We start from the raw sequence: 17582 nt of genomic DNA, 5'->3' as shown, positions 1-17582 counted from the left end.
CTGTAGTTGATTGCGAACCAATTTAGGCTTTAATTAATTTGTTTTTAAGGGCAAATTTAACCAGACTGATGGTGTTTTTTGCTTTTAGTTTTTTCATGATGTTTTTGCGGTGTGTTTCAACAGTATTCGCACTGATGAATAACTGTTCGCTAATTTCTTTACCACTATATTCTAACGCAATTAAAGTAATGATTTCAATTTCTCTGGAGGTCAACAGTAAATTGATTGTAGGCTTGTATTTGTTTAGTTTTGGAATGTTTTTGGTTGCCGAATTAAAGATTTTCTCCCTAACTACATTACAAAAATAATCTTCACCAGATGCAACTGCATTAATGGCCTCTACGATATTTTCTCCGGCACATTGTTTTGTTAAATAGCCATTAACACCAAGTTTCATGACCTCTTGTATTATTTTTAAATCATCATAGCTGGAGAGGATGATTACCTTGCAAGGGAAGCCTTTTTTTGCAAATTCTTTGACTACCTCAATACCGTCTTTTACAGGCATGCTAATGTCAAGAATGAGAATACTTGTGTTGTTTGATTTTACTTCGTCGTAAAGTGTGCTTCCTTCCAATGAAAAACCGACCACCTCAAAATTAGAGACGGTGTTTAATAGCGTTTTCATACCATCTATAAGAACTTGATGATCGTCTGCAAGATGTATTCGTATTTTTTCGTTCATGTTATATAATACTGCATTCAAATTTAGAAAAAAATATGCTAACAAATCATTTATGCATTATTATTTACTAAATTATTCTTAGTAAAAGTCATAAAAAAACCCGAATAATTAAATTCGGGTTTCCTTCGCACTAATAAACTAAGTTTATAGGTTTACCTCAATCTGTCCACAGATTTTACAAGATCTTCATCCTTTTTGATGGCCTTATTAGCCAAGACTAATAATACGATAGCAACTATAGGTAGAAACATCCCAATACCTTTCTCAGAAACAAGAACTGTTTCTCCAGATACATTTAGTGAACGATATACAAACAATCCTAATAAAATTAAATTTAATATCATGTTCAATCTGCCAACGACAAATTGATTCTGTCTTTTTTTATAGGAAACAATACTAAAAACGGTAAGTGTTGTACTTAATCCCAATAAGATTACATAAAATTGGTTTTGCATAAAGTAATATTCCTTTCCGTCATTCATTGTCCATAATGGAAATAAAAACGGTAATATTCCTGTAACTACAAAAGCAAGAATTAAATAAATCGTCTGTATTCTCTGTATCATTGTTTAATTTTGTTCTACAAAAATATATTTTCTTTTTTTAAAATACTATTGTATCATTAAATTTTATTCGTATTATTGCATGACAATACCGTAAGCACTTCATACTGCGGTCAATTCGAAATAAAAAATCACTACCTATCTTTTTATAGTGTTACCAATTTAATTAAACTCATAGAACATTCATGTTTGATATTTCTGCATTAAAGGAAATGAAGCTTGCTGAGCTTCAAGAAATAGCTAAATCAGCTAAAACCATAAAATTTAATGGTGTAAAAAAAGACACCTTAATAGGGGCGATTTTGGATCATCAAAATAGCACTGTTGATTCAACATCAGAGAAACAAGCGGTAAATAATACTGAAGATGATAAGCCAAAAAGAGCACGGATTGTGCCTGTAAAAAAGGCAGCCATTCAAAAAGCGACAACAAAACCTTTATTTTCAAAGAAAGAAGATGCTGTGGATACAGAGTTACAAGCTAAAATTGAGGTGCCAGCAGAAGTTACTTCGCAAGTTGAAGCTGTAAATACTCAAACTGAAACTCCTGATGAAGCTCCAGTAGTTGAAAAGAAAGTAGGAAAGGTGATTAAATTCAATAAATCTGCTTACGAAAAGAAAATTGCTTTGAAAAAAGATAAGGAAGAAGCAAAAGAAGTATCAAAAGAAAACGAAGAAGCTACGGATACTGAAACAAAATCAACTCAAGAAGTTATTGCTCCTGTTAAAAAAGTAAACCCAAACCAGTTAAATAAACAAAACCAAAACCCTACTTTTAAAGCTAAAAAGAGCAATTTTAGGGATTCTGATTTTGAATTTGATGGAATCATAGAAAGTGAAGGAGTTTTAGAAATGATGGCTGATGGCTATGGTTTTTTACGTTCTTCAGATTATAACTATTTGGCATCGCCAGATGATATTTATTTATCTACATCACAAATTAGACTATTCGGACTTAAAACCGGAGATACAGTTAAAGGTGTGGTACGTCCTCCAAAAGAAGGGGAGAAATTTTTCCCTCTTGTAAAAGTGCTTAAAATTAATGGACACGACCCACAAGTTGTTCGTGACAGAGTTTCTTTTGAACATTTAACCCCAGTTTTCCCGTCAGAAAAATTCAATTTGGCTGCACGTGAAAGCACGATTTCAACACGTATTATCGATTTGTTTTCTCCAATAGGAAAAGGACAGCGTGGTATGATTGTAGCCCAGCCAAAAACGGGTAAAACAATGTTGTTGAAAGAAATTGCAAACGCAATTGCAGCTAACCACCCTGAAGTTTATCTTATCGTTTTATTGATAGATGAGCGTCCTGAGGAAGTTACTGATATGCAACGTAGCGTACGTGGAGAAGTAATTGCTTCTACTTTTGACAGAGAGCCACAAGAACACGTTAAGATTGCTAATATCGTTCTGGAAAAGGCAAAACGATTAGTAGAATGCGGACATGATGTTGTTATCCTACTGGATTCGATTACACGTTTAGCCAGAGCCTATAATACAGTACAACCTGCTTCAGGTAAAGTATTGAGTGGTGGTGTGGATGCGAATGCATTGCAGAAACCAAAACGTTTCTTTGGAGCGGCCCGTAATGTTGAAAACGGAGGTTCATTAAGTATAATAGCTACTGCATTAACTGAAACAGGTTCTAAAATGGATGAAGTTATTTTTGAAGAATTCAAAGGAACTGGTAATATGGAGTTACAGTTGGATAGAAAAATTGCTAACAAACGTATCTTCCCAGCAATTGACTTAACATCTTCAAGTACACGTCGCGATGATTTGTTATTAGACGAAAAAACATTGCAAAGAATGTGGATCATGAGAAAGTATCTTGCTGACATGAACCCAGTGGAAGCGATGAGTTTTATAAACGACCGTTTCAGACAAACTAGAAATAATGAAGAGTTTTTAATCTCGATGAACGATTAAATTAGAGAGAATAGAATAAAGCAAATAGAGTAGTCTGTTTTCTATCAAAAAAAATCCTCGAAAAGTAATTTACTTTTCGAGGATTTTTTATTTATGATATGAGCTAAAAAAATGCCTTCGATTGAAGGCATTTTCTATTATTTATAAGCTGATGTTATTCTGCTTTAGCTTCTTTTATTTCTTTTACTTTTGCTTCTTTTGGTGGTTTAGCTACTTCTTCTTTTCTTTCTAAAAGAGCCATGTAAAAACCATCAAAACCAGATTCTGAAGCCAGAATTTTTTGGTCTTTGATAAAAGTAAATTCTTTACCAATGTCTGTTGTCAAGAAACGTTCTACCTGCTCTTGGTTTTCAGATGGTAATACAGAACAAGTTGCATATACCAGTTTTCCACCTGGTTTTACAATTTTAGAATAACTTTCTAAAACTTCTGATTGTATCTTACGAATATTGTCAATAAACTCCGGTCTCAATTTCCATTTGGCATCTGGATTTCTTTTAAGAACTCCAAGACCGCTACATGGAGCGTCAATCAAAACACGATCTGCTTTTTGATGTAGCTTCTTAATAACCTTTGTGGTATCGATTATGCGGTATTCTATATTAAAAGCACCGTCTCTTTTTGCTCTAATCTTTAATTGCTTTAATTTACTTTCGTATAAATCCATAGCAATCAATTGTCCTTTGTTTTCCATCAAAGCGGCAATATGCAATGTTTTTCCACCAGCACCAGCACAAGTATCAACAATGCGCATTCCTGGTTTTACATCAAGGAAAGCAGCAACAAGTTGAGAATTGGCATCCTGAACTTCAAAAAATCCTTGTTTGAAAACATCAGTCATGAAAACATTTGCTCTTTCTTTTAAAACTAACGCATCTGGTTGGCCTTTTAGAGTGTCTGTTTCAATGTTTAAGTCCATCAAGATGGCTCTTAGATTTTCTTTGGTAGTTTTTAGCGTGTTGACTCTTAGAACCACTTTTGCAGGTTGGTTTTGAGCAGCTATTTCAGTAGCCCAAACTTTTTCTCCCAATTCTTTTACTCCCATTTCATCCATCCAATCTGGAATAGACTCTTTTAAGGCTCTTACTTTTGAAAGTTCGTCAAAACGACCTTTTATTTTTCTTTCTGGAGTTCCTTCCAGTTGACGCCAATCTGGAATAGGGTAACCTCTTAATACAGCCCATACTGAAAACATTCTCCAAATATTATCTCTGTCAAATGGCTCTTTTACTTCGGCAATTTCTGCATATAGTCGTTTCCATCTTACTACTTCGTAGATGGTTTCAGCAACAAACTTTCTGTCAGAGCTTCCCCAACGTTTGTCTTTCTTTAAGGCTCTTGCAACCACTTTATCAGCATATTCCCCTTCGTTAAATATTGCATTTAGGGAATCAATGGTGGTATAAACTAAATTTCTGTGTAATCTCATTTTTAATTATTGAGGTGCAAAGGTACTATTAATTGGTTGAAAGTTAAATTTTTAATAATGAATGTTGATTTTAAATTTTTAGCATAAAAAAAACACTGCCTATAGGGGCAGTGTTTTTGATTTTTAAGGAATGAAATCCTTTATTTAACTCGTGTTAATCCGATGTTTTCAGGAGCATGGAGCACCATAGGAAATTTCTCAATTTTTACCGAGCTACTGTCTAATCCGAAGGCGCTTTCTTCTGATAAGCTTAATTTTTTAATTAAGAAATAAGAGTTCATGACTATTTTCTCATGCCATCTCATATCACTATCGTTGGATAGGAATTTTTCAGATAATACAAACTTGAAGTCACCAATGATATTGTTCTTATTCAATGATTCATATCGGCTGGTAATATCTACTTCTCCTTTTTTAACCATGTCTCTGATTACTTCGCGGAACATCAGGTTTATTTTTGTTGGCTCTCTAAAACCTAAATTGAAATCTATACGATACAAATCATCTTTGATTAGTTCACTTACTTTATATTCTGTTTTATACGGTTCGCTTAAAATGTTTACATGCACAAACCAATAAATATCTGCTCTTTTAGGCCTTTTTTGTAAAATGGAATACATTACTTTTTCTTCAATTTCATCTGCACGATTTGCATTCGTCATGTAAACTAAATGAGTAGCGTATTTTGGAATAGATAAATCAGCACTTAATTCCATAAGTACTTTTTTATAATGCTCAATTTTTACAATTTTAGTGTAGTTTTTGCTGATTTTTTTGGCTAGATACCAAGTTGTCATTACTGATATTAGTAATACAGCTATAATTAAAGTAACATAACCACCATCGGCAAATTTAGTAATATTGGCAACAAGGAAACTTAGTTCTATTGCTAAGTATATTGTGATCAATGGAACAATAAGGTATAATTTTACTCTTTTCATAATTAAATAAAAATTAAGTAAAATGGTGGTCATTATCATGCAAAGTATAATTGCCAATCCATAGGCATGTTCCATATTGCTTGATTCTTCGAAATGAAGTACAATTCCAACACATCCAAAGAATAACAACCAGTTGATGGACGGGATATACAATTGTCCTTTTAATTCCGTAGGATATTTTATTTTTACTTTTGGCCAGAAATTTAATCTCATGGCTTCGTTTATTAAAGTAAACGAACCGCTAATAAGGGCTTGGGACGCAATCACAGCAGCAAGTGTTGCGATTACAATTCCGACAGGTTGAAACCAGTCAGCCATTATAAGGTAGAACGTATTTCCATTGATACCGCCTAGGCTTTGCAATGTTTCTCCTTCGTGATGAATTAAATAAGCTGCTTGCCCAAAGTAATTTAGTACCAAGGTTGTTTTTACAAAAATCCAACTTATTCTAATGTTTTTTCGACCACAATGTCCCATATCTGAGTACAATGCTTCAGCCCCTGTAGTACAAAGGAATACAAATCCCAGAACAAAAAAACCGTCAGGGTGAATGGATAGCAAATTGTATGCGTAATAAGGATTGAAAGCTTTAAAAACTTCAGGATGCTTTGTGATTTGGATCAAACCAAGGATTCCAAGCATGCTGAACCAAACCAGCATCATTGGAGCGAAAAATTTACCAACTAGTTTTGTACCAAATTGTTGAATCGTAAACAATACGAATAGGATTCCGATAACAATGGGAACAGTATTTAATTGAGGATAATAGGTTTTGATTCCTTCTACGGCTGATGAAACGGAGATGGGAGGAGTAATGATACCGTCAGCGAGCAAGGCACTTCCCCCAATAATGGCGGGGACGATGAGCCATTTAATTTTTGTTTTTTTGACCAATGCATATAAGGCGAAAATCCCCCCTTCACCATGGTTGTCAGCACTCAAGGTTATAATTACATATTTGATAGTGGTTTGAAGGGTCAGAGTCCAAAAAACGCATGAAATACCTCCTAAGACGATATCAGCATTTATAATATTATTACTAAGGATGGCTTTCATTACATATAATGGAGAAGTCCCAATATCACCGTAAATTATTCCTAAACTAATTAATAAACCACCTAACGTTAATTTTGAATGCAGGTTTTTATGCGATGTGCTTGTGCTCATGAATTATCTTTAAAAAACTCGTCAAATTTACTCTTTTAAAATAAATTAGAACTGTTTATCTCGAAATAAGACATAAAAAAACACGGTTCAATTAAACCGTGTTTTTAAATTTTGTTGAAAAACTATTATGTTCTTCTATTGTTTCCTCGTGATGAGTTATTCCCTTCTTTATTTGAAGAAGAGTTGCTTCTTTGACTTTCAGCTCTTTGTGGCGCAGCTTGTCTTGCAGAGTTGCCTCTACTTTGCGAATTGTCTCGCTGCGTTTCAGTTCTTTGTGGTGCAGCTTGTCTTGCAGAGTTGCCTCTACTTTGCGAATTGTCTCGTTGCGTTTCAGTTCTTTGAGGTGCAGCTTGTCTTGCAGAATTGCCTGTAGTTTGTGAATTGTCTCGCTGCGTTTCAGTTCTTTGAGGCGCATTTTGTCTCGGTGAACTAGATCTATTTTGAGAATTGTCTCTTTGCGTTTCAGTTCTTTGTGGCGCATTTTGTCTCGGTGAACTAGATCTGTTTTGAGAATTGTCTCTTTGCGTTTCGGTTCTTTGAGGTGCATTTTGTCTTGGTGAACTAGATCTGTTTTGAGCATTGTCTCTTTGCGTTTCGTTTCTTTGAGGCGCATTTTGTCTAGCTGGACTCGTTCTATTTTGGGAATAGTCCCTTTGATTCCCTACTCTTCCACTTTGTTCTCTTGAAGGACTTGTTCTAGTTCTAGAGTTACCGTTGTCGTTGCGTGCGCTTATACTTCTGGAATTTCTTCTCTGGTCTAATTCATATCGATTTGACACGGTAGCGTTTCTTCTTGAAAAAGCATAATCAGGATGGCGTCTTTCAAAACCATTTGAACGTCTTGAGCTATATAAAACAACTGCTTGGTTACTCCTTCTAGAAGTTACATAATTGTAGTTGTTACGTATATTTAAGCTAAGTTGAATGTTGTTCCTGTATCTGTAAACCGGAAAAGGATTCCATGCGTAATAATAAGATGGGTAAAAGTTCCAATACCAGTTTGAAACATAAGGACGATAGTTATAAGACCATAATGAGGCATATATTACAGGAGTACTATAATAATCTGGTTCATAAATGTAATTGGGACCATACATATATTCATTTCCTACAACTTGTATATGAACTCTGTTGTATCTGTCTTTTTCTACCTCGATTGTGGCAACGTCTTGATATACATCGCGATCAAGTACTGACTGGATGATGATAACGTGAGTGTTATAATCAACAGTTTCGATAACTCGCAAGTAATCAACTTCATTGTCATAATTCAGATCCAAATTTGATATTTGAAGCTCTGGATCATTTAAACGTTTTTCAAAGTCTTGAAGATTTCTAGAATCTCCAAAAATATCGGTAACAGCTCGTAGGTCTAAATTATCACTAATTTCGTCGTTCATTGCATTTACCCTAGTTCTATTTTGTCCCTGCATTTGCAGCGCAAAAAAGGAAGTCATAAGACTCAATAATAGTATTTTAGTTTTCATAATCAGTGTATTAAAATATAACAATTTTGAATATCCAATTACTGTGCCAATTAATTTTAAGTTGATTTGCCATTCCTATAATTAGTTGTAATTTAGCTTTAAATAAACATAGAATGAGAAAAAATATATTTTTGGTAGGGTTAGTGGCTGTTGTTTTAGTATCTTGTAAAACAACGGTGTATGAAAAAATAAGTAAGGATATGACTACTTATAAAAAGGTTGTAATCGATACGCTATTTGAGGATAACATTTCTATTCGGGCCGTAGTTGTAGACGAAAATAAAATCTGGTATTCGGCAAATAATTCACGATTTGGTTTTTACGATTTGAAAACAAATGTAAAATTTGAAAGAAAAATAGTTAAAGACAGTTTAAAGTTAGAATTCAGAAGTAATGCACAAACGGCAAGCGCTGTTTTTTTGTTGAATGTTGCTAACCCAGCTTTACTATATAAAGTATCTAAAAAGGACTTTACAACTAAATTAGTGTATCAGGAAAATCACGAAAAGGTGTTTTATGATAGCATGCAGTTTTGGAATAACAAAGAGGGAATTGCAATGGGTGATCCGATCAATAATGCACTTTCTGTAATAATAACGCGAGACGGGGGGAATACATGGAATAAAATACCAGCAAATGAATTACTTGAAATTGCGGAAGGTGAAGCTGCTTTTGCGGCAAGTAATACTAATATTGTAATAAAAGGAAATAATACCTGGATCGTTTCGGGAGGAAAAAAAGCTAGGGTTTTCTACTCATCTGACAAAGGAAGGAACTGGAAAGTGTACGATACTCCAATAGTGCAAGGTAAAGCAATGGCAGGTATCTTTACAGCTGATTTTTATGATTCCAAAAGAGGATTTATTGCGGGGGGAGATTATGAGGCGCCAAATCAGAATTATGGTAATAAGGCAATTACATATGATGGCGGGAAAAAGTGGGAATTGATTTCAGAGAACCAAGGTTTTGGATACGCTTCATGTGTTCAGTATGTTCCTCATAGTAACGGGAAGTCACTAGTTAGTGTAGGTGCTTCGGGGCTTTATTATTCTTATAATGGCGGACATTCATGGGAACAACTGGCCGCTGATCCAGATCTTTACACAATACGTTTTGTAGATAAGCAAACGGCAATTGCTGCAGGAAAAAATAAAATGATTCGGATTAAATTTTTGAAATAAAATAAAAACCCAATCCAATAATTAAAATTATTGGATTGGGTTTTTTAATTTTGATTGCAGAACAAGATGTTATTTTTTGTTATGTCTGTCTCTATATTGGTGCAATAATTTTCTGTTGAAACCTTCTTCAGAAATACGAAGCTTTATGATCTTTACTGCAGGGAGCACCTTTCTTAGATTCTTAGTGTAATTTTTGCGTAGTAAGAATAACTCCTCATCTGTGTTTTCCATTTGCGTCAATAATAGGACTGCTTGATTTTCAGTCATTTTATCTAAAGCAGCTTCACTCATTCTCTGCTTATAGGCTTTCATTTTCATGTGCCTTAATTCAAATTGTTTGTCATCGAAGGTATTGTAAACAGGCCAGAATTTTTCAGCTTCTTTAGTGGTTAAGTCTAGTTCTGTGGTTAAATAAGCCACTTTCAAAGCTTTTATTTGTTCTTTTTTGTCTTTTATACTTTCGCTCTGAGCATAAAAATTAAAAGAGCTGATTAGCAAAAGTATCGGAAGGATTTTTTTGATGTTCATTTTTTTGTGTTTTGTATTTTCGTTTCAATGGTTAAGAAACAATGTTCTTATTTATTCTTATTCATTTAGGAGCAACTCTAGATCAGGATTTGTAGCCATCATGTCTTCAATGGTTTTATCTTCCAGAGCAATTGTTGTATTTATATTATCAATATCTTCAGACTCTAATACGTTTATTAAATCAAATTGAGTCATATTAGTTTGATAGCTTAGGTAATTTTCCAAGGTAGCTTCGTCTAATTCTTTATTAGCCGTTGTGTTGTATAAGATTGGAACCATCAATGCCATAATTAAAATGGCTGCTGCAATCATTAAGGACTTTTTTCTTCTCTGGAAAATCGATATTATTTTTGGTTCATTCGCAGGCAAATTCTGCATTAACTTTTCTGAAAAATTTTCAAAGTAATGCTCTGGGGTTTTGAACCCAGATTCGATTTTTGGCTTATTTTCTAATTTAAATTCTTTCATAACAATGGTTAGACTTAATTATTGACAAAAGGTTTAATCGGCTATGATAAAGACTTCAATTTTTTTTACTGCATGATGATAGGAGGCTTTTAGCGCACCTACCGAAGTTCCTAAAATTTCTGATATTTCTTCGTATTTCAGTTCTTCAAAATATTTCATTTTGAAAACTAATTGTTGCTTTTCAGGAAGTGCCGCAATCGCTTTATGTAATTTAATTTGAACATCATCTCCATCAAAATAAGGATCAGATTTAAGGTTGTCTATTGTTTTATTCTGCAACGATTCAGATGAAATCCCATTTTTTTTAGCTTTTTGACTTAAAAAGCTAAGCGCTTCATTTGTGGCGATGCGATAGATCCATGAAAAAAGCTTGCTTTCTCCTTTGAATTTCTTTAAATGTTGGAATACTTTTATAAAGGTATTTTGCAAGACATCATCAGTATCGTCATGATTCAACACGATGTTACGTATGTGATTGTACAAAGGTTTTTGATAAGCTAACAAGAGTTTTTGAAACGCTTCATTTTGCGTTTTCGGATTCAATAGCTGTTGAATAAATTCCTCTTCTTCTGACAAAGCTTTTATTTATGTAGTTAGAATGGAATTTTTCAAATTGGTTTAATCAAATAAAAAATAATAATTAAAATTCGGATGGTTCTTCCTCTTTAACTTTAGGTGCAACTGGTTTTTTAGGCTCGCTGGTTTTTATGGGTGTTTTAATAACTTTTGCAGGTTCTGCCACGCTCGGCACTACTTGCTCCGCAGAAGGTTCTGCAGTTTTTGTTGCTACTGGAACATATGCTTTTACAGGAATAATTTTAGGAATCAGTGGTACGTAAATTTCGGTAACCCATTTTGAAGGGCTTTTTATATCAACTTTTGACGTAGAATAAATTTCGATATGTGAAAAAACAGGGTTTATTGTAAGTTGATTTTTACTCATGTATTCTATCGTCTTGTCATAGCCTTTTTTGTTATGTGATATGTCGCCAACCATAGTAGTTTTTACAGCTTCAAATGCTTCCAACTTTCCAGATAGAATATCGCTACCCGCACTTGTGAATATCTCACTTTTTATAGGAAGGCAAATGGATATTTTTGCTAACCCGCTTGTTAAGTCATAAGTGTGGTAAATCACGAACGGCTTTCCATTAATTTGGACATTGTTTTCTTGACAAAAAGCTTCGATTTTTGGGATTACAACTTTGAAGTTTTTATTGATCTTTGCAATTTCAGAGGTAAAAGTCTGACTCAAATAAAAGAGTTGTGGTTTTTTTACTAAACCGTCCACTTCTATTGAAAAGGTGTTTATTTCATAATCAAGAGCCTTATCTAAATTAGCTAGACTTTTTTCATACATTGTGCCTATAACTTTGTCTACGCCACCATTCAGAGCAGCATAGATCTTAAACATAAAACTCATTTTTCCAGCTGATCTCCAAGTCACTTTTGTTCCTCCAATAGTATCCTTAAATCTCCAAGAAACCTTAGCTTCGGTACCGTTAAAATTCATTTTTTGAGAAATACTGTCGTTCTCTTTTACAAAAAGGGTACGCATCTGACCTTCGCCTTCTTTTCCTTCCCAAGAATAAGAAGCCCCGGGACCAATTGTTTTTTGAGGGTATGATATTTTTATTTCAGGATCTTCAGTAGTCCAACTTCCAAAATCCTCCCAGTTTTTATAATCATTTACATAATTATAAACTACGGGTTTTGCTGAATTGATAAACTTACTTCTCTCAACATTAAAATCACCTTTTTGTGTAGCCATAAAAATAGACAAGGCCACTAAACTTAGTAATAATAAAAGAAATATGTATTTTAAAATTCTCATAATAAATTGGTTGTTTTCAGATGTAAAGTTAAAATTTTTATCAATATGTAGGACGAATCATAAAAAAATTATAGGGAAGCTGTTTTTATGGACAATTATTTTTTTAGAAAGTGGTTTTAACTTAATTAGCTGCATTCAATATAGTGAGTTTAAAAGGCATTAAATGAATGTGTAACGATTTTAATGGAAAATAAATTTTGCACTTTCCTTATTATTGGCGTGCTGATTGATATGTTTTTTATGGTTTATTTATAGAATGTGTATATTTGTTGAATAATAGTTTAATTAATCTTTAAAAAATATAATAATGAAATTACTAAGAATCACAGGCATTTTTATAGCTCTTGCGGTTTCTACTAGTTGTTCGGTACAAGTAGTTAAAACAGCAGACGTAGATAAAAAAGAAAATGCAGCCTTTGAATACGTTGTCGAGCAATTTTCCGACATAAAAGTATTACGCTACCAAATTCCAGGTTGGGAAGATTTAACGCTTAAAGAACAAAAACTGGTCTATTACCTTACACAAGCCGGAACATCTGGGCGTGATATCATGTGGGATCAAAACTATAGATACAATCTAACAATAAGAAAAGCGCTAGAGAATATTTATCAAAATTACAACGGGGATAAAAGCACTGAAGATTGGAAAAACTTTGAAATTTATCTTAAAAGAGTTTGGTTTTCAAACGGAATCCACCATCATTATTCAAACGAGAAAATTCAGCCTGATTTTTCAGAAGCCTATTTTGCTGTTTTGATGAAAGCAACCAATACGAAATTAGAACCGAGTATTGCTGCGGTATTATTTAATGACATCGATACCAAAAAAGTTAATTTGGATGAATCTAAAGGATTGTTAGCTGGATCTGCTATCAATTTTTATGAAAAAGGTATTAGCTTGAAAGAAGCGGAAGATTTTTACGCTAAAAAAACAAGTCCAGATGCTAAGAAACCGTATTCTTATGGATTGAACTCTAAATTAGTTCGCAACTCAGAAGGACAATTAGAAGAAAAAGTTTGGAAAAGCAATGGAATGTATGGAACAGCAATCGATAAAATCATTTATTGGTTAGAGAAAGCCCAAAGTGTTGCAGAAAATAAAAACCAAGGAGATGCTTTAGGGTTGTTGATTTCTTATTATAAAACGGGTAGTTTAAAAACTTGGGATGAATACAACATAGCGTGGTTAGCAGCTACTGAAGGAAATATCGATTATATCAATAGTTTTATCGAAGTCTACAATGATCCATTAGGATACAGAGGATCTTATGAAGGAGTTGTTCAGATTAAAGATTTTGACATGTCTAAAAAGATGGAAGTAGTGTCAGGAAATGCACAATGGTTTGAAGATAATTCTCCATTAATGCCACAACATAAAAAGAAGAATGTAGTGGGTGTTTCTTATAAAACGGTAATTGTTGCAGGTGAATCTGGCGATGCTTCCCCAAGTACACCAATTGGGGTTAACCTTCCAAATGCAGATTGGATTCGTGCCGGTCATGGTTCAAAATCAGTTTCATTAGGAAATATTATCGATTCGTATTCTAAAGCAGGTGGAAAAGGGAAGTTGCAAGAATTTGCAAATGATGAAGAAGAAGTTGCTTTAGCTGAAAAATACGGAGAGATAGGTGATAAGTTGCACACTGCACTTCATGAAGTTGTAGGTCATGCTTCAGGACAAATTAATCCAGGTGTAGGAACGCCTAAAGAAACTTTGAAAAGTTATGCGTCTACTCTTGAAGAGGGAAGAGCTGATTTAGTAGGTTTGTACTACTTATACAACCCTAAAATTCAAGAATTAGGTCTTGTAGATGATTGGAAGAAAACAGGAATGGAGTCTTATGATAGTTACATCCGTAATGGATTGATGACTCAATTATTCCGTTTAGAGTTAGGTGCTAACATCGAAGAAGCTCATATGAGAAATCGTCAATGGGTAAGTGCTTGGGCATTCGAAAAAGGATTAAAAGACAATGTAATTGAAAAGTTAAACCGTGATGGTAAAACGTATTTCAATATTACGAACTATGAAAAATTACATGATTTATTTGGACAGTTGTTGCGTGAAGTACAACGAATCAAGTCTGAAGGAGATTATGAAGCGGGTAAAGCATTAGTAGAAAATTATGGTGTAAAAGTGGATCAAAAATTACATGGAGAAGTTTTAGAGCGTAACAAGCAATTCTCTTCGGCGGCATATAGTGGTTTTGTAAACCCTATGTTAGTTCCAAAATTAGATGCAAAAGGAGCAATTATTTCGATAGATGTGAAACAGCCAAGTTCATTCGCTGAACAAATGCTGTACTACTCTAAAAACTTCGGTTTTTTACCTCTTACAAATTAAGGAGAATTAAATTGATTATATTACAAAAGGCCACATCACGTGGCCTTTTGTTTGTTTAAAAAAGAAAGATTATCTCTTAAAATACACTTTTATCACAAATAGAATCCCAATAAAAACGATGAAGGCGATCAGAATCTTGTAACTTCCTTTATAAAATAGCTTGTGTAATTTTACATCTTTTCGGTAGGCGTAAATCATTGCGATAGCAAACGCAACAAAAAAACAAGCTGCAAATATTAATTGTCCTTGACTAAACATAGTTTGAATTATTTTGGACAAATTTAGCTAATAGTTTAGAAATAGTTGCTAATTTGCCTTTTCATTTAATATAATTAGTTATGCAAAAGCAAATAAATTCAGTCAAGGAATTTCATACGGCATTTAAAATTGGACATAGTGAGACCCCAGTCGCATGTTTGGGCGAAAGCAAAAACACTCTTCGTTACAGTTTGATGAAGGAAGAGAACGAGGAATATTTAGAAGCAGTTCAAAATAATGATTTAGTCGAAATTGCAGATGCCTTGGGTGATATGATGTACATTTTGTGCGGTACCATTATAGAACATGGTTTACAACACAAAATAGAAGCTGTTTTTGATGAGATTCAACGAAGCAATATGAGCAAGTTAGACGAAGACGGAAATCCGATTTATCGTGAGGATGGAAAGGTAATGAAAGGGCCTAATTATTTTAAGCCAGACTTCTCTAAAATACTCAAATAGTATTCTGAAAACGTTTGTTTGATTATAATTTCTTAAAGTCCTTGAAGGCAAATATAGATCTTGCTGCAACAATTTTCTTTTTGGAAGTTAAAATAAGCAGAATAAAAAAAAGGTGATTTTCAAATTGAAAATCACCTTTTTTTATGGAATATTTAGAACTAAACTTTTACAGTCCAGCCAAAAGTATCTTCAGCTAGTTTGTGTTGTATGTTCGTTAATTCTTCTTTTAATTGAGAAGCATATGAGTTTTCAATTTTTGGCAATTCATAATATACATCCTGGTAAGAAAATCCAATGATAGGATTAACTACAGCAGCAGTACCTGCACCAAAAATTTCTTTTAGGGTTCCGTTTTTAGAAGCTTCAACCAATTCTGAAACTAGAACCGGACGAACTTCAACAGTAATACCATCTTTTTTGGCCATTTCGATAAGACTCTTTCTAGTGATTCCATCAAGAATTCTTTCGCTTGTAGGTGCAGTATATAAGGTGTCATTTATTCTAAAAAACACATTCATTGTTCCTGCTTCTTCTAGTTTAGTGTGAGTAGCATCATCAGTCCAAATCACTTGTTGGAAACCTTCTTTATTAGCTAAGCTTGTTGGGTAAAATTGCGCAGCGTAATTACCTGCAGCCTTTGCAGCTCCAATTCCACCATTTGCTGCTCTACTGAAATGCTCAGCAATCAATACTTTTACCTCACCTGAATAATAAGATTTAGCCGGTGAAAGGATAATCATAAATTTATAGTCATCTGATGGGTTTGCAATTACACCTTTACCGGTAGCAATCATAAATGGACGTATATATAAGGTGTTTCCTTTTCCTTTTTTAATCCAGGCTTCATCTAATTGTAATAATTGATTAAGACCATTCATAAAAACATCTTCTGGAACTTCTGGCATTGCCATTCTTACTGCAGAACTGTTGAAACGTTTGTAGTTTTCATCAGGTCTAAAAAGCCAAATCGCATCTTCATCATCTTTGTAAGCCTTCATTCCTTCAAAAATAGCTTGACCATAATGGAAAACTCTAGCAGAAGGATCTAATAAGAATGGCGCATAAGGTTTGATGACCGGTTTTTGCCATTCGCCATTTGTATAATCACATTCCATTAAATGGTCTGTAAATACGGAGCCAAAGCTTAAGTTTTCAAAATCAACTTCGTTTATTTTTGAAGTTGGGGCTTTTATTATGTCAATTTTGTTGGTGTGAGTTGTGCTCATAATACTATATAGGTTTTATTTTTATTATTGTATGAAAATTAAGCAAAAGCCTAAAAAGTTCATTTTATTGCAAATTGAACTTTAATTCATGCAAAATTAAATAAAAATCAATGAATTCCTTGTGAAAATATCATTAAATATAGCGTTTAATTGTGATTTAATTATATTAAAAAAACGAGACTGATTTATGTGAAATCTGTATAATTTGGGATATTTTGAACTTTCTATATTAGTTTTTGATTAGTTTTGACGTGCAGAGGAAGGATAAAATAAAAATAAGAATTAAAAATAATATTTTGGAAAGAGAAATAATACAAACACTAGATGGCTCGACCACTATACAAATAAAGGAATGGGATGAGTGTTACCATTCTAAACACGGCGCCATTCAAGAAGCGCAGCATGTTTTTATAAAGAATGGACTTTCCCTTTTTCAAAACAAGGAAGTTTCAATTTTGGAAATTGGATTTGGAACAGGCTTGAATGCGTTCATTACTTTTTTAGAAGGAAGAAAAATGAATCAGTCTATTGAATATGTTGGAGTAGAAGCGTACCCCATTTCGCCTGAGGAGTTAATTTCGATGAACTACGTGGATGAATTAAACGCTATCGATGACAAGGCGACTTTCGAAAAAATGCATCAGTGCAATTGGGAGGAAAAAATGGTGCTGAGTGCGGACTTTACATTAACGAAACGAAAACAATTATTTGAAGAAATTGATGATTTGAATCAATATGATTTAATTTATTTTGATGCTTTTGGATATAGAGTTCAACCTGAATTATGGAGTACTGCCATATTTAAAAAAATGTATGACGCCCTTAAAGACAATGGAGTATTAGTGACTTATGCTGCCCGTGGTGTAGTAAAAAGGAGTATGATTGAAGTTGGATTTACCGTAGAAAAACTAGCAGGACCTCCAGGGAAAAGAGAAATGTTTCGTGCGCGAAAAGCCCAATAAATGCTTTTTATTGGCTTAAATAATTCATCAAAAATAATTGCGAGTGATAAAATAATATTCAAAATTATACGTTAAATTAATAGATTCTAATTATAATAAATGTATTTTTACTAA

16 protein-coding genes are annotated in these 17582 nt (G+C 33.5%); 5 read left to right on the top strand and 11 right to left on the bottom strand.

Annotation, left to right across the window (positions count from 1 at the left end; all coding sequences use genetic code 11):
• Positions 1-22 precede the first annotated feature (22 nt).
• Both BLV91_RS02720 and BLV91_RS02715 read right to left on the bottom strand, forming a co-directional pair.
• Positions 23-685 (bottom strand): response regulator, encoded by a 663-nt coding sequence (locus BLV91_RS02720; protein ID WP_091429374.1) that lies wholly within the window; start codon positions 683-685, stop codon positions 23-25.
• Positions 686-837: 152 nt separating this feature from the next.
• On the bottom strand, positions 838-1251 hold the full coding sequence (locus BLV91_RS02715) for a DUF4293 domain-containing protein (RefSeq protein ID WP_091429372.1): 414 nt from the start codon (positions 1249-1251) through the stop codon (positions 838-840).
• 182 nt (positions 1252-1433) lie between these two features.
• Here BLV91_RS02715 and rho point away from each other — a divergent pair, with 182 nt between their 5' ends.
• Entirely contained in the window at positions 1434-3179 is a 1746-nt protein-coding gene (gene rho / locus BLV91_RS02710) for a transcription termination factor Rho (protein ID WP_091429370.1), read from the top strand.
• A 154-nt stretch (positions 3180-3333) separates the two neighbouring features.
• Here rho and BLV91_RS02705 read toward each other — a convergent pair whose 3' ends face one another.
• The 3 genes from BLV91_RS02705 to BLV91_RS02695 form a co-directional block, all read right to left on the bottom strand.
• Positions 3334-4608 (bottom strand): RsmB/NOP family class I SAM-dependent RNA methyltransferase, encoded by a 1275-nt coding sequence (locus tag BLV91_RS02705; protein ID WP_091429368.1) that lies wholly within the window; start codon positions 4606-4608, stop codon positions 3334-3336.
• 140 nt (positions 4609-4748) lie between these two features.
• Positions 4749-6716 (bottom strand): KUP/HAK/KT family potassium transporter, encoded by a 1968-nt coding sequence (locus BLV91_RS02700; protein ID WP_091429366.1) that lies wholly within the window; start codon positions 6714-6716, stop codon positions 4749-4751.
• 125 nt (positions 6717-6841) lie between these two features.
• Positions 6842-8203 (bottom strand): hypothetical protein, encoded by a 1362-nt coding sequence (locus BLV91_RS02695; RefSeq protein WP_091429363.1) that lies wholly within the window; start codon positions 8201-8203, stop codon positions 6842-6844.
• A gap of 113 nt (positions 8204-8316) precedes the next feature.
• On the opposite strand from BLV91_RS02695, the gene BLV91_RS02690 reads away from it, so the two are divergent.
• Entirely contained in the window at positions 8317-9384 is a 1068-nt protein-coding gene (locus BLV91_RS02690) for a sialidase family protein (RefSeq protein ID WP_091429361.1), read from the top strand.
• A gap of 69 nt (positions 9385-9453) precedes the next feature.
• Here the strand turns inward: BLV91_RS02690 and BLV91_RS02685 are convergent, their stop codons facing one another.
• The 4 genes from BLV91_RS02685 to BLV91_RS02670 form a co-directional block, all read right to left on the bottom strand.
• Positions 9454-9912 carry a sensor of ECF-type sigma factor gene (locus tag BLV91_RS02685; RefSeq protein ID WP_175513936.1) on the bottom strand — a complete coding sequence of 153 codons (459 nt, stop codon included), beginning with the start codon at positions 9910-9912 and terminating at the stop codon, positions 9454-9456.
• A 57-nt stretch (positions 9913-9969) separates the two neighbouring features.
• Positions 9970-10380 (bottom strand): hypothetical protein, encoded by a 411-nt coding sequence (locus tag BLV91_RS02680; RefSeq protein ID WP_091429358.1) that lies wholly within the window; start codon positions 10378-10380, stop codon positions 9970-9972.
• Positions 10381-10413: 33 nt separating this feature from the next.
• Positions 10414-10956, bottom strand: coding sequence for an RNA polymerase sigma factor (locus tag BLV91_RS02675; protein WP_091429355.1), 543 nt, complete (start codon positions 10954-10956; stop codon positions 10414-10416).
• Between the two features lie 64 nt (positions 10957-11020).
• Complete coding sequence (locus BLV91_RS02670; RefSeq protein ID WP_091429353.1) at positions 11021-12214, bottom strand: SRPBCC family protein; 1194 nt, start codon at positions 12212-12214, stop codon at positions 11021-11023.
• 307 nt (positions 12215-12521) lie between these two features.
• On the opposite strand from BLV91_RS02670, the gene BLV91_RS02665 reads away from it, so the two are divergent.
• A complete protein-coding gene (locus BLV91_RS02665; RefSeq protein ID WP_091429350.1) occupies positions 12522-14558 on the top strand; it encodes a dipeptidyl-peptidase 3 family protein in 2037 nt (678 codons plus the stop codon).
• A 69-nt stretch (positions 14559-14627) separates the two neighbouring features.
• Here BLV91_RS02665 and BLV91_RS17165 read toward each other — a convergent pair whose 3' ends face one another.
• Positions 14628-14816 carry a hypothetical protein gene (locus BLV91_RS17165; RefSeq protein ID WP_091429347.1) on the bottom strand — a complete coding sequence of 63 codons (189 nt, stop codon included), beginning with the start codon at positions 14814-14816 and terminating at the stop codon, positions 14628-14630.
• An 80-nt stretch (positions 14817-14896) separates the two neighbouring features.
• Here BLV91_RS17165 and BLV91_RS02655 point away from each other — a divergent pair, with 80 nt between their 5' ends.
• Entirely contained in the window at positions 14897-15280 is a 384-nt protein-coding gene (locus BLV91_RS02655; RefSeq protein WP_091429345.1) for a pyrophosphohydrolase domain-containing protein, read from the top strand.
• A gap of 158 nt (positions 15281-15438) precedes the next feature.
• On the opposite strand, the gene BLV91_RS02650 is transcribed toward BLV91_RS02655, so the two are convergent.
• Positions 15439-16506, bottom strand: coding sequence for a branched-chain amino acid aminotransferase (locus BLV91_RS02650; RefSeq protein WP_091429343.1), 1068 nt, complete (start codon positions 16504-16506; stop codon positions 15439-15441).
• Positions 16507-16802: 296 nt separating this feature from the next.
• Between BLV91_RS02650 and mnmD the strand changes: the two genes are divergently transcribed.
• Positions 16803-17468, top strand: coding sequence for a tRNA (5-methylaminomethyl-2-thiouridine)(34)-methyltransferase MnmC2 (gene mnmD / locus BLV91_RS02645; RefSeq protein ID WP_091429746.1), 666 nt, complete (start codon positions 16803-16805; stop codon positions 17466-17468).
• Positions 17469-17582: the final 114 nt, after the last annotated feature.

It is taken from the genome of Flavobacterium degerlachei, assembly GCF_900106645.1.
GTDB classification, from domain to species: Bacteria; Bacteroidota; Bacteroidia; order Flavobacteriales; family Flavobacteriaceae; genus Flavobacterium; species Flavobacterium degerlachei.
Note: the sequence above shows the minus strand (reverse complement) of the source record. Positions and strands in the feature narration are given on the sequence as shown.